This is a genomic window from Lysobacter sp. (assembly GCF_035655815.1).
Classification (GTDB): Bacteria; Pseudomonadota; Gammaproteobacteria; order Xanthomonadales; family Xanthomonadaceae; genus Lysobacter_J.
In genome coordinates this window covers 99752-118661 of record NZ_DASRTS010000048.1, presented here as the reverse complement: position 1 = coordinate 118661, position 18910 = coordinate 99752, and the positions used below count along the sequence as shown (strand labels likewise).

Here is an 18910-nt window from a genome sequence, read left to right as displayed (position 1 = left end):
CAATGTGTTTCGCCACAGGATGCTTGCCTAAGGATGCGTTTGCGCCACCTACTGAAACGTACATGCGCTGGTCCAGACCAGGCACTGATGAAGTGACCGTCTGGAAGGACATGCTCGAGTGCAACTACGCCTCACCATTCGATGGCATTCGTGGCCTGGATGGCGCGGACCGCACCTTTGACGAGACCGTTGCGACCATGATCTGTATGGAGCGTACCGGCTACGCCTACTCTGAGAGAGGGCAGAAGGTGAAGGTTTGTGAGCGATACAAGAGCAATGCATCCTGCCTGCCCGGTGCAGCGATTCCCTTGCCCGAGGCAGGTAGACGCTTGAATGGCGGCTACTGCAAGAAGTATCCGCAGTCGAGGGCTTGTGTCCCTTGACGTACCTTGCTGAGAAAGGCGACGGCAGCGAACGTATCGCGGTCATCATCCCCTGCTACAACGAGGTGGTTACCGTAGCGAAGGTGGTGCACGACTTCCGTCAGCACCTGCCCGGTGCGGAGATAGTTGTGCTGGACAACGACTCCACGGATGGCACTTCCCGTGCAGCCGAGCGCGCCGGCGCTCGCGTCCTGCACGTGGGAGCTGCGGGCAAGGGCAACGTCGTACGCCGGGCCTTCGCTGACGTCGAGGCTGACATCTACGTGTTAGTGGACGGTGACGACACGTATTCGGCCCGATGCGCCCCATATCTGATCGGCTGTTTGCTGCAGCAGCGCCTGGACATGGTGGTCGCAGCGCGAGTCTCCGAGGCCAAGGATGCCTATCGACTAGGGCATCGCTTCGGCAATCGCCTGCTTACCGGATGCGTGGCGTGGCTTTTCGGGCGCACCTTCACAGATATGCTGTCCGGCTACCGTGTGTTCTCACGGCGCTACGTCCGATCGTTCCCGGCGCACGCTTCTGGATTTGAGATCGAAACCGAACTGAACGTGCACGCGCTGCAGTTGCGCATGCCGGTCGCCGAGGTGCCGACGCCGTATGGCGCGCGGCCACCCGGGTCCTCCAGCAAGCTCAACACGTACCGCGACGGCATTCGCATCCTGCGCACCATCGCGGCACTGGTGCATGCAGAAAGGCCGCTGTTGTTCTTCGGCGCCATAAGCATTGCGCTCCTGCTTGCTGCTATTGCCCTGGCGGCGCCCCTGTTGCCCGCCTACCTGGCGACCGGATTAGTGCCGCGCCTGCCCACGGCATTGATGAGCGTGGCGCTGGCCTTGACCGCGATGGTCTCTCTCGCTTGCGGCCTGATCCTGAACAACGTGACGCGTGGGCGCGTCGAAGCAAAGCACCTTGCTTATCTCTCCATCTCGTCCAACCGCGTGAACGGTTGATCCAACGGCGTATCCGTAAGTAGAGGAGCGGTTCCCAGAATGAGGTCTGCAGGACGCATGAAATCCAGCATCACAGCAGTGCTGTCGCAGCGGTTCGGCTTCACGTCCAGAAGCAATGTGGTTGCCGCCGCGGTCGCGGGCCTGATCGTGGCGGGCCTGGTCTCGGTGATCCTGGGCCAGGATCGCAATTGGGATCTGATGAACTATCACTACTACGCCGCCTATGCCTACTTGAATGACAGGGTTGGCGTGGACCTAGCCCCTGTCGGACTACAGAGCTACTTCCCACCAATGTTGGATGTGCCGTACTTCTGGCTGTCCACACGATTGCATCCCGTGATCCTGTCGTTCCTGATGGGGGCATGGCAGGGCGTCTGTTTCATCCTGCTGTCAGGAGTTGCGTGGACCGTTCTCCGACATGACGCGCGGCGAGCCATTCGCGCGCCGCTCCTGGGTCTGGCGGGGATGCTATCGGCGGTCTTCCTCTCAGAATTTGGCAATACGATGGGAGACAACAGCACCGCGCCCCTCGTGCTGGGTGCCTTGCTGCTCGCAATCGGGTCGCGTGATCGATCCGGCGATTCCGTACGGCACCTGTTGTTGTGCGGCATATGCATGGGCTTGGCTGTGGGGCTGAAGCTGACTAACGCGATCTACGCGGTTGCGTTGGCGGTAGCCATCATGGCCGGTGAGGGGCGCTGGGTGCTACGCCTTTATCGGCTTGTCTTAGTCACCTGTTCCGCACTGGCAGCGTTCGGCGTGCTCACAGGGGCATGGTTTCGTCACATGTGGCTGACCTTCCGTAACCCGCTGTTACCGCAGTTCAATTCGTGGTTCCAATCGCCATTGGCCGGCGAAACCATGGTGTCTGACACTCGATGGCTGCCCAAGACGGGCCTTGAGTGGGTGACGTGGCCGATCCAAATGACGTTGGACCCGACACGGGTCGGCGAGGTTGGGCTGCGCCAAATTGTTTGGCTCCTGCTGTTCATCGCGATGATCTGGTGGGGCATCAAGTCCTTGCGAGCCTGGAGACAGCGCGAGCTTCCCGCCGCGCCTGCCTTGGCAGTACCGCAGCGGCAACTGCTGACTTTCGTGGCAACGTCGTTCGTGGTGTGGATGGCGATGTTCAGCATTCATCGCTATCTCGCAGCCGCGGAGATGTTGGCCCCCATCGCGCTATGGATCGTGATTCATCGCATCAGTTCTGGCAATCAAGCTCGGCATGTGGCATCCGGAGCCGTTGCAGCCTGCGCGCTCGTTGCGGTGTTGGGATGGAGTCATTGGGGCCGGGCTGGCTTGGGAAAATCCGGGTTTCAAGTAGAGGTGCCTGAGTCCAACCCGCTTCCAGCCACGGTGCTGATGACGGGTATTGAGCCCCAGGGGTGGATCATTCCGTTGCTTCCCGAGCAGTACCGGTTCGTCGGTCTCAGTGGATTCCCGGAAGGCCCTGCATACCACGAGCGCGCTCGCGCAGTGTGGCGCGAAACGCCAGATCGGATCTACGCAATACTGCCGGCGGATGATGATCGCAGGCAGCAGCGCGTGGTGCGCCTCAATCGAGCCATGGGCTGGCTGGGAGTCAACAAAACTTGTGCTCGGCTGCAATGGTGGGCCGCCAAGCTGAAGCTTGAAACCCAGCCACAGTCGGACGGAATCGGTTTGGCAGGCCAAAAGTGCGAGTTGGTTCTCCCCGCATCTCGGAGGATCGACCTGACGATCGAAGATCGGCAATCGCAGGAACAGGCCGTGCAAATCTTGTCCCGCCACAACTTGCAGTTGCTAGGCTCCTCTTGCTTGAGGAAGCAGGCATCGATTGGGACTGATCTCCAATCTTACCAGTGGTGCCGAGTCGTCGAGATTGAACCCGGTTGACGCGGCCTGCTCCTGGCGCTGTCAGGCGGACGGTTCCACGAACGTCGCGCGACCTGCGCAGTGACCGGCTGGCTAGAGACTCCCGCCATATGTGGGGAGTCGTATTTGCCAGGCGTTGCCGGCACCGGTGCACCGGGGACGCGCCGATCCGCGCACTGCAACGCGGCGCGCACCTTCGTGCCATAGGCCGGCGCGAACTACGAGATGACCGCCACATGGTTGTCTGGCAGCCACTGCGCAGTGCAGGTATTCGAGATTCGCGACGAAGCCACAGGCGCCACGCGCATGCCAGTACACAGCCGTGAGGCCGACGGTTGCACGGCCTCAACGACGACGGCTCCGCGACTGCCCAGCTGGCTCGCGTGACGTCATCATGGTACCGCTCGGAAAATCAGGGGCCGTCGCAAGTTTGACCTTGCCGGCACGATGACTAGGGTCGGGCGCTGCGCGCGACGACAACAGGGGTGACGCAGGCGGATTGCCGGTTGGGTCCGAGACACAAATCGTCTTCGGCGCTTGCGCCGACAGGAGCGCTGTTTAGAAGAGGCGCGGGTGGGAGGCGGCGGCTTCGGCCCCGGCCTCATCTCCGTGCGCGAGGCGCTTGAGTTCGTCAGGATCGAGCACTTCCACGCGGCGACCACGCACCCAGATTACGCCGTCGTCCTGCAGGCTGGTAAAGCCACGGCTTACCGTCTCCAATGCGACTCCCAGGTATCGCCCGACATCTTCGCGGCTCAAGGGGAGTGTGAACGAGGTGGGCGAGTGTCCGCTTTGGCGGAAACGTTCGCCCAATCCGTGCAGGAACAGCGCGATGCGCTCGTTGGCCCTCCTGCGCGCGAGCAAAGCCATATGGTCGTGATCGCGATCGACCCCCTGTCCGATCACACGCAGCAACTGATGCTGCAGGTTCGGCAGTTGCGCCGCGACCAGAGCGAGCTGATCGAATGGCACTTCGCACACATTGGCTTTGGACAGCGCGATAGCTTCGCAGCGGTGCGCGCCCTCACCGAGGGCATCCAGTCCGATCAGCTCGCCGGGCAGGTGGAGGCCGACCAGTTGCTCTTCACCCTGCTCAGTGATGCTCGCGGTCTTGAACGCGCCAATGCGGGCGACATAGATGGTCGAGAGCGGGTCGCCGATGCGGAACAAGCGCTGACCGGGCACGAGTGCACGACGGCGGCGGACCATTCCGTCTAGCCGTTCCACGTCCTGCGCGGTAAGACCCGCCTGCAGGCAAAGCGCCTGCAGAGAACACCGCGCACAGCTGCGCTGCAGTTGGGCGAGGTCGAGGGGCGAGGTTTCGTTCATTCCTCAGGCCGGGTCGATGACCTGCCGCCATTGTGGATCACTTCGTTGCGGAATGGGTGGTGCTTCGGGGGAGTTCAGCTGCTTGCGACGATGACGAAATGCGCGCCGCCATGGCGTTGCGTGGACGCCCGCTCTCTGCGCGTTAGGGGCTCAGATCCGCATTCAGGATGGCTAGCGAGTGCACCGTATGGCCGCCGGTCGCGCGAGCCGCGAGGCCGCCGTGCCGTGCCAGTAGTCCACTTCTTGCGACTTAGAGAGACCAGCCGCGTCGGATGCCGCGAGACATGGACCTGCGCGAGAGTGAGGGCGGCCGTTCCAGATACGCAGAATCGCGCTGTCTGCGTGTAGTCGTCGTAGCACGTGATTCTGCGCCGGTTGCGCGGACCCCCTAATCAGCTGAATTGACTAAAGATTTCGGCAGAGGCGGCCGAACCCCTTCTTAGAAAACCACCCTTCCGAGCGCAAAAAACCCTTGTTTTCTGTGTTCTCCTCGATCTGGTGGCGGAACCCTAGGGGGCTCTGTTGAGTGGATAAGCCGGGCAGGTGGTCTAGCGATGTCTCATAGCCGGGTTTCTATTCTCCTGCGAACCTGCACGGGTGCTGGTTGCGGTTCTGAGATGCGAAGAGGACGGATTGATGGTGGGTTGGTCTTTGCTGCGACCGTCGAGACAGAGATAATTTGACCGGCTGACGGTGTTCCGGCGTGGTTCGGTCCTGGCGTGACGCGCAGCTATCCATGTAATCGGCGCGAATCCTGAGGTGACATCCCAGCGGAGCTGCGTGTCGCGAGCTTTCGAGGCCGCTTGGCAGTTAAGGTGCACCGCCCGCACTCCACGCCTCCCAGAAAGCTACTTGCTCGCGGGTGCTCATCGCACGGTCCCCGTCGTCCGCCTCCGCGAGCAGTACCTCCTCGCGGGAAATGCCCAACCCGCGCAGATGCTGGACCATCGTCGCGATCGAGGGAGCGGTGACTATCTGCCGATTCGGGAGCTGGGCCACCAGTCCAGTCCGATGCCACCCGTCGGTGTTGGCGCCCACCAATACCTTCATCGCTCAGTCCTCTGCCCGTCGGCCGCGTACTCCCCATTAACGGGGAGAATTGCGTCAGGGTTGCTGTTGACCCAATCAGGGCTGATCCTTCCGGTCGCGACCAGCCATGCGATCCGCAGCGCACGCGCATCGACGAGCGCATGGTGGCGTCGCGCGGCCGTTTGCGGATGCTGCGCAAACCATCGTTCCAGGATCGCCGTCGTCGTTCCCTGCCGATCCATGACGGTTGTGACCACCGATGGTATGGATCCGCACGGGGCCGCTTGGGGGTCCGAAAGTCGCGCGCCCACCAGAACGTGCCGAAGATGCTGCACGTCCCTTGGGTGATCGGCCAGAACGTACGGGTGAACGATGCTCGCGAGAAACCTCCGCAGCGCCTGAGTCATGGCCGCGTCCGACATGGCGGCCTCACCACGATCGAGCAACGGGTACACCGTGCGACGGACAAAGTCGGTGGGCGCACTCGGGAGGGGATCGCGTTCGGCGTAGAACACGTGCTGATCGTCAACGCTCACCAAGGCGATGCTTACCAGCTCATGGCCCGCAGCGTCGGCCCATTCGGTATCGACAAACAAGTAGGTCGGTTGGATTGCAGTCATGGCGTGGCCGCCTGGCGGCCCGTGTCCTCAGTCCGGGTCGCCTCGGTACAGATGGCGCGCAAGGAACAGTTCCATGGTTCCCCGGTACCGCAAGGCCTCTCCGGGAATTGAGATGAGACGGGTGCGCGCGATCTGAACCGCCTTTTCGACCTGATCGGCCGTCGGGCTCGATAGATCCCGGTCTATGAGGTCCCCGATGGCCCGCTCAAAGGCCATCTGCAGGCGCGTCACCAGCTGCTCCCGCGCCTGGGCACTCGTGGCCCGCTCCATCTGGATTGCCAGCCGTTCGCCGACAAAAGGCGCAAGGCCGAAGTTCAGCTCGATCTCGGCGATGTCCACACGCATGGGCATTGGACCAGGACTTGGCATCGCGACCGTCAGGTAGTCCTTTTTGGACTATTCCGGATCGGACTTTAGCTTGCCGCCAAACCCTGCGGCAAGCCCATGCCTGGCTTCACCCACAAGCGCGAGTACCGGCTGTTCACCGCCCTGATCAAGGACGCGCGACTGCGCGCGAACCTGACTCAGGAGGAGGTCGCGTCTGCCTGGGGGACCAGCCAATCGATCGTCTCCAAGATCGAGCGGGGTGAGCGGCGACTGGACCTCATCCAGTTCATCTCCTACTGCCACATCCTCGGCGTCTCGCCCGAGCAGGAATTCCGTCGCGTCCTGAGTGCCCTGCAAGGGTCACGCAAGTAGACCCACGCGCCGCTGAGGGGCGCGGTTTCGAACGGGTCCTTTTGAGCGATCAGAGCCTCAGGACGGACTCTGACGCCCGTCCGATGGCACATCGTCCTTTGCCACAAGCGCAGGAGGGGTGTCTGCGTCCCTCGCAAGGCGGCGACGGAAAAGCGCGACACGCGCCAGCAGCAGCGTGGTGACCGGCACGGTGATGGCCAACAGGAGCGGAATCAGCAGTGGGTGCAAGGCGAGCCGACCTTCCAAGGCGGAGAAGTACAACACTCCGGCCCCGGCCAAGCACCAACTGCCCAGCGTGTAGGTCAGCGCCGGTGGGTGCATGCGCAGGAAGAAGCTGCGCAAGCGCAGGAAGCCGAGTGCGGCAATGAGCACAAACAGCCCGCTGGTCACCAGCAAGATTGCGACCGCCGCTTCAACCCATGCCGGCACGGGGTTCATTCGATGACCTCCCCGCGAAGAATGAACTTCGCCATGCCCGCCGAACTGACGAAGCTGAAGAGCGCGATCAGAAGCGCGACTTCGAAGTACTGGTCGCTCTGGTGCAGCAGGCCGATGACCAGCACCACCAGCATGGCGTGCATGTACAGCAGGTCGAGGGCGAATACGCGATCTTGGGCACGCGGCCCACGCACCAACCGCACCAGCACCATTACCGACGCAATCGCATAGCAGCCTAGTGTGAAGCCGATGGCGTAGAGCAGCAGCGTGCTCATTCGAAGATCTCCCGGAGTGGCGCTTCGTAGCGCGCCTTGAAGCGGGCCGCGAATGCGGCTTCATCCGGCGCGTCCCAGACGTGCAGCAGCATCGCGCTGCGGTCGACCGCCAGCTCCGACCACACCGTACCCGGCACGACCGTGGTCACCACGGACAGTACGGCCAGCCCAGCCGGATCTCGAAGGTCCAGCGGGATCAGGATGAAGCGGTACACGGGCCGCCGCCAGGGCCAACGCAGCACGCCCCAGGCGACCACCAAATTCGAGTGCACCACGTCGCCGCCGATGCGTAGGGCGAAGCGCAGGGCGGTCAACGGGCGGCGTATCCGGGCAACCGGCCAAAGCGTCGACACCAGGATCCGCACGATTAGCGCGATCGCCATGCCGAGCAGCACCTGCGCCATCTCGACGCTGCGTGCCAGCAGCAACCAGAGCGCAAGCAGCGCGATCGATAGTCCGGGCTGCGGTACGAGTCGGCGCAGTGTCATGGCGATTCCACGCTCGGGTACTCGGGCGAAGTTGGACCTGGACGAGGCGAGGTACCGAACACCGCCTCGACGTAGGGGCGTGGCGCATGCAGGTACGCGGCCGTCGCCGTGGTGTAGCGCAGGACAGGCTCTGCGAACACCGTGAGCAGCAGGCACGCGCCGATGAGCACTAGGATGGAACCGCTCTCAACGAGTCTGAGGCGCGGTGCGAACCGCCCGCCTTTCGACCAGAAATGGCGGATGCCGGCGCGCACTAGGGCGGTGGTGGCAAACAGGCTCGAGCCCAACAGCAAGGCCATCAGCACCCAAGTGGAGGTTGGCGTTGCGGTGCCATTGCCGGTTGCGACGATCGCGGTCAAAAGCGCCGCCTTCGACAGGAAACCCGACAGTGGCGGCAGGCCGGCCACGAGCAGGGAGCCGCCCAGGTAGGCCAGGCCCAACGTGGCCACCGAGACGGGGAAGGCGCGTCCGACCAGAGGCAGCTGCTGGTCGTCGAGGTTATCGTCCTCGTCGGGCAACGCGTCGTACTGGGCGTTTCGGGCTTGGCCCTCCGAACGCATGCGCTGTACGGGCTCGACCAACAGGAACAGCGCACTGACCGCGAAGGTGGAGCTGACGAGATAGAACAGCGCGGCGGCAGCCGCTGCAGGCGACCCGGTCGCGAAGGCGGCCAAGAGCGTGCCGGAGGTGACGATGACGGAAAAGGCCGCAATGCGATCCAGCCGGATCGATGCGAGTACCCCCGCCGCGCCGAACGCCAGCGTCGCCAGCCCGACACTCAACAACACGGGCGCGCCAAACTGTGTCGCCGAGTCGCTCTGTGCCGGAAACACCAGCATCCACAGGCGCAATACCGCGTAGACCCCGACCTTCGTCATCAGCACGAACAGCGCAGCCACGGGGGCGCTCGCCGCGGTGTAGGCGGGCACCAGCCACGCATTGAGAGGCCAGGCGGCAGCCTTGATCAGGAAGGCCATCGCGAGAATCGCGGCACCGGCGTACAGCAGACCACGATCGGCCGGCGGAACCAGCGGCACTTTCGCGGCCACGTCGGCCATCGACAGGGTGCCCATCACACCGTAGAGCACCGCCAGGCCCACCAGGAACAGCGAGGAGGCGAGCAGGTTGACCGCGAGGTAATGCATCCCGGATTTCACGCGGGGCCATCCCGAGCCGTGCAGCTGCAGGCCGTAGGACGCGGCAAGCATCACCTCGAAGAAGACGAACAGGTTGAACAGATCGCCCGTGAGGAAGGCGCCGTTGAGCCCCATGAGCTGGATCTGGAAAAGCGGATGGAAGTACGCGCCCCTGCGACCCCAGCCCGCCGCCGCGTACAGCGCGACGGCCAATGCGACGACGCCGACGAGCACCAGCAGAAGCGCGGACAAACGATCGGCAACCAGTGCAATGCCGAACGGGGCGGCCCAGTTGGAGGTGAGATGGGCAGCGATCGCGTCCGGTCCGCCATTGACCGTGACCCGCCACAGAAGGGCCATCGCGGTCACCAGGCCGGCGCACGTCGCGACGACGTTGAGGAGCGAGCCCAGGCGCCGCCGCGAATCGCTGATGAGCAACAGCAGGGCGGCCGTGACGAGCGGGAGCACGATGGGCACGACGGTCCATGGCGCCAGGCTGTTCATGGCGCGTCCTGCTGTCCGTCCACGTGGTCTGTCCCACTGAACCCGCGCGCCGCGAGGAGTAAGACGAGAAACAGTGCCGTCGTGGCGAATCCGATGACGATCGCCGTAAGCACCAGCGCCTGTGGCATCGGATCGCTGTAGTGCTGCAGGTCAGCCGGCACGCCCGGCGCCACGATCGGCGCCTGGTCGATGGACAGGCTGCCCATGCTGAAGATGAACAGATTCACCGCGTAGGACAGCAACACCAGTCCCATGACCACCTGGAAGGTTCGCGGGCGTAGCACGAGCCATACGCCGGACCCCGCGAGCACGCCGATGACGAGCGCGAGCAGAACCTCCATCAGCGCTCCTCCGGGTTTATGGGATGCGGTGCCGGCGCCTGTTTGCGAATGGACTGGTGCGCCAGCGCGGTCAGGATCAGCAGCGTCGATCCCACCACGACGCCGAGCACGGCCAGATCGAAGAGCGCGGCACTGGGAAGGTGGACTTCGCCGACCATCGGCCAAGTCACGTGCGCCGTGTGACTGGTCAGGAACGGGTAGCCCAACAGCACCGCCCCCAGCCCAGTGGTGGCGCCAATCAGCAGCCCCATCGCGATCCACCGTGCAGGCCGCACGTGCGTACGCGCTTCCACCCATCGCGTGCCCGACACGATGTACTGCATCAACAGCGCGATCGCGACGATCAGACCGGCCACGAAGCCACCGCCGGGCTCGTTATGGCCGCGCAGGAAATAGTGCGCAGCCACCACCAGCGACACCGGCATCAGCCATCGCGCGATGACCGACGGGACCAGCAGGTAGCCGCGTGCGAATTCGTCCCCGCGACGTGGCTTGAGCAGATCCGTCGCCTGGCCTTCGGGCAGTGCACGCTGTTGCGCGGGCTGAGCAATGCTCTCGGCGGGCGGACGGAACCGCCGCAGCAGCGCGTACACCGTGAGCGCGACTGCGCCGAGTACCGTGATCTCGCCCAGGGTATCGAACGCGCGGAAGTCCACGAGCATGACGTTGACGACGTTGCTGCCCCCGCCGCCTGGCAGTGCGTTGGCCAGGAAGAAGGGCGAAATGCTGTGGGGCGCCGGCCGCGTCAGGAACGCGAACGAGAGGGCGGCCAGGCCGCCGCCCACGATGGCGGCCAGCAGCAGGTCGCGGCCGCGCCGGGCCCGCTCGTGCAGTGACCTCCGGCGTCCGGGCACGGGGATGCGCATCGGCAGCCACCGCAGGCCGAGCAGGAAGAGCGTCGTGGTCACCACCTCCACCACGATCTGTGTCAGTGCCAGGTCTGGTGCCGAGAACCAGGCAAAGGTCAGACACGTGACCAACCCGGCACCGCCCATGAGCGTGATGGCGACGAGGCGGTGGAACTTCGCCGTGGCGGCGGCGCCGATCGCACAGATCATGCCGATGATCCACAGCACCACGAACGCGTTGGAGACCGGAACACGCGGTCGATCGCCCCAGCTCAGCGCAACACCGCGCGAGGCGAGCAGCGCCAGGACAACGGTGCCGGCAATGATCACGAACAACTGCGGCTGCAGCCGACGGGTGCTGCACGCAGCCAGCAGATCACGTGCGCCGCGCGTGAGTCCCAGCAGGAGGGATTCGAACACATCACGCCCATTCCAGTGAGAGAGGAACGGCGTAACCAGGAGCCGACCCCGTTCTTGGCACGCGCGCAGGCCGCGATAGCCGGCAATGCCGCCGACGATGGCGATGAGGCTCATGAGCAGGGGCAGGTTGAGGCCATGCCACAGGGCAAGGCTGTAATCCGGCAAGGAGCCACCGACCACCGGCCGAGCCGCCGCTTGAAGGACACCGCCGATGGCAAAGGTGGGCGCCACGCCCACGATCACGCACGCCAATACGAGGAACTGGATGGGCATGCGCATCCAGCGCGGCGCCTCCTCCGGCGTTCGCGGCAAATCGGTCGACGGCGGACCGAAAAAGATGTCGTAGCCGAAGCGCAGGGAGTACACGACCGCAAAGAGCGAGGCGACGGTTGCAAGCACCGGCAGCGCTGATTCCACGAAGGGCGAGGCGGACAGGAACACGGTCTCGGAGAAGAACATCTCCTTGGACAGGAACCCGTTAAGCAGTGGCACGCCGGCCATTGCCGCCGTGGCGACCAGCGCGAGGACGCCCGTGCGTGGCATGGCCCGGATCAACCCGCTCAGGCGTCGGATATCGCGCGTCCCTGTTTCATGGTCGACGATCCCGGCCGCCATGAACAACGAGGCCTTGAACGTGGCGTGATTCATGATGTGGAACACGCCGGCCACCGCTGCCAGCGGGCTGTTAAGACCGAATAGGAGGGTGATCAGACCCAGATGGCTCACCGTCGAGTAGGCGAGCACCCGCTTCAGGTCGTTCTGGAACATGGCTAGGTACGCGCCGAGCAGCAGCGTGATGGCCCCGGCGCCACCGATCAACCAGAACCACAGCTCTGTCCCGGACAGGACCGGCCAGAAACGGGCCAGCACGAACACGCCGGCCTTCACCATCGTCGCCGAGTGCAGGTACGCCGACACCGGCGTCGGCGCCGCCATGGCACGCGGCAGCCAGAAGTGGAAGGGGAACTGCGCGCTCTTGGTCAGCGCACCCACGGCGATCAGCACCAGCGTCGCCGGATACCAGGCGTGCGACCGGATCCGGTCGCCCGACGCCAGCACGACGTCGAGCTGGTAGCTGCCCACGATGTGCGCGAGCAGGATGACGCCGGCGAGCAGGCACAGTCCGCCGAAGCCGGTCACGATCAGGGCCATGCGCGCACCGCGTTGCGCGTCGGTTCGGTGGTACCAGTAGCCGATCAGCAGGAACGACGCGAAGCTGGTCAGCTCCCAGAAGACGACCAACTGCAAGAGGTTGCCGGCCATGACTACGCCCAGCATGGCCCCCATAAACGCGAGCAGCATGGAATAGAAGCGCGCCGCTGGATCGTCGGGCGACATGTAATAGCGCGCATACAGACAGACCAGCACGCCAATGACCGCGATCATCAGCGCGAACATCCAGGCAAACCCGTCCAGCCGGAAGGCCAGGTCGAGCCCGATCGAGGGCACCCAGTGGATCGTTTGGCGAATCACACCGCCATCGCGAACCATCGGGAACGCTGTGAGCAGCGCGAGGGAGACCACCAAGGCGATCAGCCCGGCGAAGGTGCCGATCAGCGTGCGCGAACGCGTCGGCAGGACGGCGGCCAGCACGCTGCCGAGGAAGGGAAGGGCGACGAGCAGCCAAAGCGGCACGGTCAATCGCGCCTCCCGCTTTGCGGCGACGCACCGTTCATCGCGAATCGCCCCGGATGGCCCGCACGACCAAAACGTCGCCCGGAATCGCATCGATGATGAGGCGCGAACTGCCCACCACGGTGTCGAAGAGCAGGCCCCGAGGGTGGGCGCCGATGACCGTCACCTCCGTGTCGAGTTCCTGCGCTTGCCGGCGAAGCACGGCGGCGGGTGAACCCGCGTCCACGCGCAGGCGGATTGAGGCGCGTTGTTCGGGTGAAAGGTCGGCGTCCTCCAGTTGCGCGCGAAGCTGTGCCAGTTGCTCGGCCTCCCATTCCTTGCTGTGGCGGCGCAGCAGGCTGGAGTAGGGCATGGAGTAGGCGTGCAGGAAGGCGATCTGCGCACCACCGAACCAGCGAACGGATGTGATCAGGGCCTGTTGCGCTTCATCCGTGAGGTCGGTGCCCACTAACAGCTTGCGATACGGACCATAGGGACGATCGCGCACCGCCAGCACCGACACCGGCGAGCGGCGGACCACATGGTCCAGGGTGCCTTCGAGCGGACCGACCAGCCGGTCGCGACCCTCGCCCATGATGATGAGGTCGCAGCCTTCGCGTTCGGCCGTGCTCAGGATAGCCCGCGAGGCGGATCCTTCTTCGACATGCGCCCGCGCCGGCACCTGCTCGCGCTCAAGGCTGCGGTGCAGGCGGCGCGTTGCCTCGACGCGAGGGTCGGGACGTTCCCGCAGATACGTCTGTGCATCCACGCCGAAGGGCACCGCAGGCGGCATCGCTTCCACCACATGCAGCACGTGCAACTCGGCGCCCCACAGGTGGATGAGTTGCACGGCCCGATCGAAGGCGCGATCGGCGCGACTGGTAAGGTCGGTCGCCAGCAGGACGCGCCGCGGAGGCGCCCCCCACGCAGGGGATTGGATCATGGCAAACCTCGCCGTCGGACCGTCGCGAATCACCGCGCCGGAGTTCTAAAGGAGGTGTCGGGTCACTCTAGCCTGTGGGGAGGAACGGTGCCACCACCGAGCGTGTTCAATGGCCGGCCGGCGATGGCCGGTGAGGTTGAGCATGACCGGCCTGCACAGCGGCCACGTCTGCCGCCGGCAGCGTTGATGGGTGGCGCCAACCTGCGGGTGGCTTATCTGTCGATGCGTGTGCAAGCGCGTGCCGCTGACGGCCGTACAGTTCTTGCTACCGCCATGCACTCTTGCCTGACGAACGGGTGAAAGTACTTCGATCACGTGAACGCGAGCGGCTACGTGGGCGCCTTCTCGCACCATTGGAAGTCTTGGCGGAGGAAGTCAGCGCCGTCTCTGGGCGTGCGCTCATCACGGGGGGGGGACGGGGCGCTGAGCGGAATCGGGGCACATGGCGCGGCACGCCCTGCGTTGGCTGATTGCCGAGCTGTTGGGCGCGCTGCGCCCCAATGGGGCGCAGACGACGGTGCAGTGACCCAGCAGGTGCAGCGGCAACAGGAGCGGGAACGGGTCCTGCGCGAACCACAGGAGGCGCAACCGGCGTGCGCATGCAGGGCCGAAGCGCTGCGCACCGATGCTCGCATATAGATGAAAGGCCTTGCTTTGCGAACCACGAAATTCGCCTAGTCGGTGATGAGGCGGACCGCTTCCGGTGGACCCTGGCGGCGGTGGACTCGCTCCGCCAGTTAGCGCGGGCCTCGCGGCAACCCATCGTCACCAGCATTGGCCGACATAAGTCGTGCCGCCATTTGCCTTCTTGTTGCCTTGATGGTCGAGGGTCAACGTGCCACATGTGGTGTCCCTCGCAGCCTGTAGACCCTTCGGCGCAGCTTCAATGGTGTAGGTCGTGGCCGTGGTGGCTGCCGGAACGACTTGGATCGCGTAGAAACTCGCCAGATCGGTCATGCATTGGGATTGCGGGAGGCTGGGTGCGGCTCCGGCACCGTCAAGATACGTCAGATTGGTTGTGTAATAGCGCTCCATGAACTGAGCCGCCTCCAAGACGCACGCCGCCGCTACACCACGACGAGACCTGATGACATGGTTCTGGTAACTCGGATACGCGATACCCGCGAGGATCGCGATGATCCCAACCACGATCATTAGTTCGATCAGCGTGAAGCCGCGATGATGCATGGATCATTGCCCTTTAGGATGGCCATCTTCGAATCGCGTCGTCAGTCCAGCAATAGCTCGCGCCACGAGATGCGAGAGGCCCTCGAACCCGTGCTGCGCGTGTCGGTTTTGCGCTGTGAGCCGTCATCGAGGTTCAGCAGCATGTCGTCGTCGATGAAGATCGGGCCGTTCGGGCTACTGTCAAAGCCCAAGCCAGTGGCGGGGAGCATTTCATCGCCCAGCACGACCATGTCCTTTTCGTCGAACGTTCCGTCGCCATTGACGTCGAAGAACGAGGATGCGGGTCGTGAGCCAGTGAATGGGTCGACGGCCATCACGTAACCCTTGCCGCCCGGGCTACACACGTCGGTGGAGTTCGGAACACGCGTCGTGCCGATCAGCATGCCGCGCTCAAAGCGATTCGGAATCACCATGCGCTCGCCCTCCTTGCCACCCACGGGCGAGACCAAGTCGATATACCACCCCTTCTTTCCTGCAAGGTCGGCACCCGTCATCTTGCTGGTCACGCGCTGGACGATGGTCTTGTCTTCGTCGTTGGCGACTTCCGCGAGGATCTTGGGACTGGCAAGGTTCGCTCGAACGACTGCCTGACCGTCGTCGATCATGCCGTACCAGGATTGGACATCCTTGTTCGACACGTCGCCATCGCCGAGGTACCGGCCGGTTCCGAAGTACACCCAGAGGTCTCGGGTGTCGGAGTTCATCATGATCAGCGGGGCGGCGGTGATCGGCTGGGCAGTGCTGTCGGCATTGACGGCCGTGAACAGCGCTGCTGCGCTGGCAGCCTTCGTGCCCACGCCACTGAAGCGCCACATGTTGCCCTTGAGGTCACCGCCGTAGACGGTGTCGTAGAAGCCATCGTGGTCCGTATCCCATGCGTCGACTGCCGACAGGCCGTTGTCGTCCGCCACGCCGGTGGACACCACGGTCGCCGCACCCGACTCGACGCCGATCATTACCAACTGCGCTGTGCCTGAAGCACTGTTGGGACCATTGCCGACCAGCACCTGCCAGTTACCGTCCGCCACTTGGGTGATGATTGGCTTGCCCAGCGTGTGGCCCAGCGCCGGGATATCGGCCGCACTCTTTTCCCAGAGGAACTTGACGCTGGCCGGATTGGTCACGTCCAGGGCGAACACTGCCTTCCCGCCGCGGCCCATGCTGCCGATCAGCACCGTCTTCCAGGCCTTGTCGGCCTTGGAATAGATGTCCGCCACGGTAATCTCACCATCCACCGAGAAGTGATGCTCGTACTCCGGCGACGACAGGTTCTTCAGATTGGCGGTGATCGCCGCCGCCGGCATGAACGCGAACGTCTCTACGCCCGTTTCCGAGTTGAAGCCGTGCAACATGCCATCGTTCGCACCCACATAGACCACGCCCGTTCTGGTGCCTTGGTCTTCCGCGAACTTCACGTAGTCGCTTGCGCCGGTAAAGGCCTGGTTGTAGTAAAGCCGTGCGTCGGGTCGACCGACGTAAACCGGCTGCGAATGCACGATGTCGCCGAGGATGCCCTGGCGGACGCGGAACTTGTCGGCGCCGACGCCTTCGTTGTTGCGATCGCCACGCAGAAAATTGACCACCGCTTCACTGCCCAACATGGAGCGCTGTGTCGCCGACAGGTTGCCCCAAGTCAACAGTTGGTAGGCGTTGTTGGCGGCGCCCGTATTGACGTAGATCTTGCGTGAGGCCCAGTCCGGCAGCCGCGCTTCCGCGCTCCACGCCGGCTCTTCAGAGAACGTGCCGGTGACCGGATCGAAGTTGAAGGCCGTCAGGTCGCCACGCCAGGACGGGCTGTAGAACTTGGCCTGATAGGCCTTGGCACCCGTTTCCAGTCGCGTGGCGTTGGACGCCAGCGAGGTGGACGAACCGCTCATGTCCTTCGCAACTTGGCGGAAGGACTTGGTCAGGCTCTCGACCATCTTGTCGGCCTCGCTGGCAACGTAGAAGTTGTCAGGACGCGGGTAGCCGGTAGGGGTCGTGGTCGTGCCGCCGCCGGTGCCGCTGATGAGGTAGTCCCCGCTGGTATGCCACCATGCCGCATCCAAGGCCGTCGTGCGCGCGTAGGGATCGAACCCATCGGGCACGCGGAAGCCGCCGTACTTAGCCGCGAGCCAGTATTGGTTCTTTTCCCTTGGCTCCAGCACCTCGTTCTCGCGCACGTCCACCCAGTGCGTGGTGATCGTCTGACGCCCACCGAGGTCGCCACGGATGTCACGCGCGTGCGAGTCATAGGCGAGCGCGGCGATGTACGCGGAGTTCCTATTGGTTGAAAACACAGTCGTGTTGATCGCGATGCCTTCCAGCTGTGCGATCTTCTCGAGCGCTTTCACCACGTCGACGGATCGGTCGGCAGTCACCTCGGCAGGCGTCGGCGGTTCTGCGGTTCCGGTCTGGTTGCCGGGCAGGTTCTTGTCGGCGTGGCTGTAGACATCGCCGATACCCAGAATCACATTCGCTTGGCAACGGAATTGTATCGGGTCGTCCCAGGTCGAGATGACAGGGAAGCCGTCGGCCAGCAGGTACGCCTTAGATTTGTCGGCCGGCAATGAGGAATAGCTGGGAACGTTACCGAGATTCTTGAAGTAGCGGACAGCGGTGTAGTACAGCTCGCTGACCGGGTCGTAGGATTTGTGCGGCTCCGTGGTCATCTGGCCGAACTTGTTCAGGTAGTTGATGACGCCACTGTCCTGGATGCCCCCTGGCGTTGAAGATGCGTCCGCACTGTCCGGATTACGCACCAGCACGCCGGTGGTGGCATCCCACTCGCGGGAGGCATTGACCAGGGGCCCGTACCTCGGGTCGTAGCTTATGGGCGCCACGAACTTCTGCTTCGCGCGCAGCACGCCGCCATCACGGGACCCATTGGGAAAGCCTGTCGTATCACTATCGTTGAGGTAACCGAAAATGCTGTACCGGATACGGTCGGAATACTCCTGGATCAGGCCTTCCGGCTTCCAGCCCCGGCTGTATCGCTTGCAGTTCGCCTCGAGCAGGTTGGGAACACAGACCGCGACGCGGACGCTGACTTCGAGCAGCGTGCTCGACAGGCTATTGCAGGTTGTTACTCCGCTGCTTGTCTGGCAATCGCTGGTGTCCTCGACAACCGGGCGGTTGTTCTTGATGACTAGCAAATGGCGCGAGGGGTCGTAGGCGACGGCCGTACGATCGATATCGTTCGTGCTGCCATCGCTCTGGTAGTTTGCGGCGATGTACATCTTGTTGCCGAGCCCTTGGACGCGTACGACCATCGAGTGCCACGACGCGGGTGCCACCATTGAGACGTTGCTGCCCAGAGTCCGGTCGGGATAGCGGCGGTTGCGATCATGTCGTGCCTTCTCGAGCCAAGTCTTGTCGGGTTCGTCAACGACGCGGTAACCGCCCGTAAGTGCGAGGCGGAAGGGATCGATCGTTTGCGTCGCGGCCCAGTTCAGGTAATTGCCGCTCCAGTGGCTGCTGCACTGGTAGTTGTGGGTGGTCGATACCGGTTTGAAGTGACGTTTCGTCTCGACACTGTCGTATACGTACGTGTAGCACTTGCCCGCATCAAAATAACCCACGTACCTGTAGTTGGCATTGTAGCCACCGAGATTGGCCGGGTTGACGATCGTCGGCCACTCCACCGACAGTACCAGGGCAAGGTTGCCCGGCACCTTGGGCCCGACGTAGAGCGGGGATTGCGCAATTTCCACCTGCGCCACCACGGTGCCCGTCGCGGCAGTGATGGCAAATGCGAACATGGCGATCAGTAATCGTGACGTAGCCGACCTGCGTTCGGTGGGGTTAGCGGATCGAGATGTCATCGATCAGACTCCAAGCTTGTTCAGATTGCCGGTGTGCAGCCGGGC

General features: G+C 63.8%; 16 protein-coding genes. 4 read left to right on the top strand and 12 right to left on the bottom strand.

What is annotated here, in order from left to right; translation table 11 throughout:
- Positions 1-62 precede the first annotated feature (62 nt).
- From VFE83_RS13740 to VFE83_RS13730, 3 genes are read left to right on the top strand one after another with little or no spacing between them, the layout of a single operon-like run.
- Complete coding sequence (locus VFE83_RS13740; RefSeq protein ID WP_324907070.1) at positions 63-383, top strand: hypothetical protein; 321 nt, start codon at positions 63-65, stop codon at positions 381-383.
- The gene (locus tag VFE83_RS13735) at positions 380-1336 is read left to right on the top strand and encodes a glycosyltransferase family 2 protein (RefSeq protein WP_324907068.1); all 957 of its coding nucleotides are present in this window, start codon (positions 380-382) and stop codon (positions 1334-1336) included. Before VFE83_RS13740 ends, VFE83_RS13735 begins: the two co-directional genes overlap by 4 nt.
- 57 nt (positions 1337-1393) lie before the next feature.
- Positions 1394-3211: a hypothetical protein gene (locus tag VFE83_RS13730; RefSeq protein ID WP_324907066.1), complete on the top strand. Its 1818-nt coding sequence runs from the start codon at positions 1394-1396 to the stop codon at positions 3209-3211.
- Between the two features lie 537 nt (positions 3212-3748).
- On the opposite strand, the gene VFE83_RS13725 is transcribed toward VFE83_RS13730, so the two are convergent.
- The 3 genes from VFE83_RS13725 to VFE83_RS13715 form a co-directional block, all read right to left on the bottom strand.
- Positions 3749-4519, bottom strand: coding sequence for a helix-turn-helix domain-containing protein (locus VFE83_RS13725; RefSeq protein ID WP_324907064.1), 771 nt, complete (start codon positions 4517-4519; stop codon positions 3749-3751).
- Between the two features lie 1046 nt (positions 4520-5565).
- Positions 5566-6168 carry a hypothetical protein gene (locus VFE83_RS13720; RefSeq protein ID WP_324907063.1) on the bottom strand — a complete coding sequence of 201 codons (603 nt, stop codon included), beginning with the start codon at positions 6166-6168 and terminating at the stop codon, positions 5566-5568.
- A gap of 27 nt (positions 6169-6195) precedes the next feature.
- Positions 6196-6513: a hypothetical protein gene (locus VFE83_RS13715; RefSeq protein WP_324907062.1), complete on the bottom strand. Its 318-nt coding sequence runs from the start codon at positions 6511-6513 to the stop codon at positions 6196-6198.
- A 99-nt stretch (positions 6514-6612) separates the two neighbouring features.
- Between VFE83_RS13715 and VFE83_RS13710 the strand changes: the two genes are divergently transcribed.
- Positions 6613-6867 carry a helix-turn-helix transcriptional regulator gene (locus tag VFE83_RS13710; protein WP_324907060.1) on the top strand — a complete coding sequence of 85 codons (255 nt, stop codon included), beginning with the start codon at positions 6613-6615 and terminating at the stop codon, positions 6865-6867.
- A gap of 57 nt (positions 6868-6924) precedes the next feature.
- On the opposite strand, the gene VFE83_RS13705 is transcribed toward VFE83_RS13710, so the two are convergent.
- The 9 genes from VFE83_RS13705 to VFE83_RS13665 all read right to left on the bottom strand — a co-directional run bounded on the left by VFE83_RS13705 (position 6925) and on the right by VFE83_RS13665 (position 18802).
- Positions 6925-7305 carry a Na+/H+ antiporter subunit G gene (locus VFE83_RS13705; RefSeq protein ID WP_324907058.1) on the bottom strand — a complete coding sequence of 127 codons (381 nt, stop codon included), beginning with the start codon at positions 7303-7305 and terminating at the stop codon, positions 6925-6927.
- Complete coding sequence (locus tag VFE83_RS13700) at positions 7302-7580, bottom strand: K+/H+ antiporter subunit F (protein WP_324907056.1); 279 nt, start codon at positions 7578-7580, stop codon at positions 7302-7304. The genes VFE83_RS13705 and VFE83_RS13700 overlap by 4 nt, the downstream gene beginning before the upstream one ends.
- A complete protein-coding gene (locus tag VFE83_RS13695) occupies positions 7577-8068 on the bottom strand; it encodes a Na+/H+ antiporter subunit E (protein ID WP_324907054.1) in 492 nt (163 codons plus the stop codon). The genes VFE83_RS13700 and VFE83_RS13695 overlap by 4 nt, the downstream gene beginning before the upstream one ends.
- Positions 8065-9708, bottom strand: coding sequence for a monovalent cation/H+ antiporter subunit D (locus VFE83_RS13690; protein ID WP_324907052.1), 1644 nt, complete (start codon positions 9706-9708; stop codon positions 8065-8067). Before VFE83_RS13690 ends, VFE83_RS13695 begins: the two co-directional genes overlap by 4 nt.
- Positions 9705-10049 carry a Na+/H+ antiporter subunit C gene (locus tag VFE83_RS13685; RefSeq protein WP_324907050.1) on the bottom strand — a complete coding sequence of 115 codons (345 nt, stop codon included), beginning with the start codon at positions 10047-10049 and terminating at the stop codon, positions 9705-9707. Before VFE83_RS13685 ends, VFE83_RS13690 begins: the two co-directional genes overlap by 4 nt.
- Complete coding sequence (locus VFE83_RS13680) at positions 10049-12958, bottom strand: monovalent cation/H+ antiporter subunit A (protein ID WP_414674748.1); 2910 nt, start codon at positions 12956-12958, stop codon at positions 10049-10051. The genes VFE83_RS13685 and VFE83_RS13680 overlap by 1 nt, the downstream gene beginning before the upstream one ends.
- 31 nt (positions 12959-12989) lie before the next feature.
- A complete protein-coding gene (locus VFE83_RS13675; protein ID WP_324907048.1) occupies positions 12990-13874 on the bottom strand; it encodes a universal stress protein in 885 nt (294 codons plus the stop codon).
- Positions 13875-14639: 765 nt separating this feature from the next.
- Positions 14640-15062: a type IV pilin protein gene (locus VFE83_RS13670; protein WP_324907046.1), complete on the bottom strand. Its 423-nt coding sequence runs from the start codon at positions 15060-15062 to the stop codon at positions 14640-14642.
- Between the two features lie 41 nt (positions 15063-15103).
- The gene (locus VFE83_RS13665; protein ID WP_324907044.1) at positions 15104-18802 is read right to left on the bottom strand and encodes a pilus assembly protein; all 3699 of its coding nucleotides are present in this window, start codon (positions 18800-18802) and stop codon (positions 15104-15106) included.
- Between the last annotated feature and the right edge of the window lie 108 nt (positions 18803-18910).

Coding starts and splice junctions, on each gene's coding strand:
- VFE83_RS13740 (WP_324907070.1), top strand. CDS start 63: ATGCGCTGGTCCAGACCAGGCACTGATGAAGTGACCGTCTGGAAGGAC.
- VFE83_RS13730 (WP_324907066.1), top strand. CDS start 1,394: ATGAAATCCAGCATCACAGCAGTGCTGTCGCAGCGGTTCGGCTTCACG.
- VFE83_RS13725 (WP_324907064.1), bottom strand. CDS start 4,519: ATGAACGAAACCTCGCCCCTCGACCTCGCCCAACTGCAGCGCAGCTGT.
- VFE83_RS13720 (WP_324907063.1), bottom strand. CDS start 6,168: ATGACTGCAATCCAACCGACCTACTTGTTTGTCGATACCGAATGGGCC.
- VFE83_RS13715 (WP_324907062.1), bottom strand. CDS start 6,513: ATGCGTGTGGACATCGCCGAGATCGAGCTGAACTTCGGCCTTGCGCCT.
- VFE83_RS13710 (WP_324907060.1), top strand. CDS start 6,613: ATGCCTGGCTTCACCCACAAGCGCGAGTACCGGCTGTTCACCGCCCTG.
- VFE83_RS13705 (WP_324907058.1), bottom strand. CDS start 7,305: ATGAACCCCGTGCCGGCATGGGTTGAAGCGGCGGTCGCAATCTTGCTG.
- VFE83_RS13700 (WP_324907056.1), bottom strand. CDS start 7,580: ATGAGCACGCTGCTGCTCTACGCCATCGGCTTCACACTAGGCTGCTAT.
- VFE83_RS13695 (WP_324907054.1), bottom strand. CDS start 8,068: ATGACACTGCGCCGACTCGTACCGCAGCCCGGACTATCGATCGCGCTG.
- VFE83_RS13690 (WP_324907052.1), bottom strand. CDS start 9,708: ATGAACAGCCTGGCGCCATGGACCGTCGTGCCCATCGTGCTCCCGCTC.
- VFE83_RS13685 (WP_324907050.1), bottom strand. CDS start 10,049: ATGGAGGTTCTGCTCGCGCTCGTCATCGGCGTGCTCGCGGGGTCCGGC.
- VFE83_RS13675 (WP_324907048.1), bottom strand. CDS start 13,874: ATGATCCAATCCCCTGCGTGGGGGGCGCCTCCGCGGCGCGTCCTGCTG.
- VFE83_RS13670 (WP_324907046.1), bottom strand. CDS start 15,062: ATGCATCATCGCGGCTTCACGCTGATCGAACTAATGATCGTGGTTGGG.
- VFE83_RS13665 (WP_324907044.1), bottom strand. CDS start 18,802: ATGTTCGCATTTGCCATCACTGCCGCGACGGGCACCGTGGTGGCGCAG.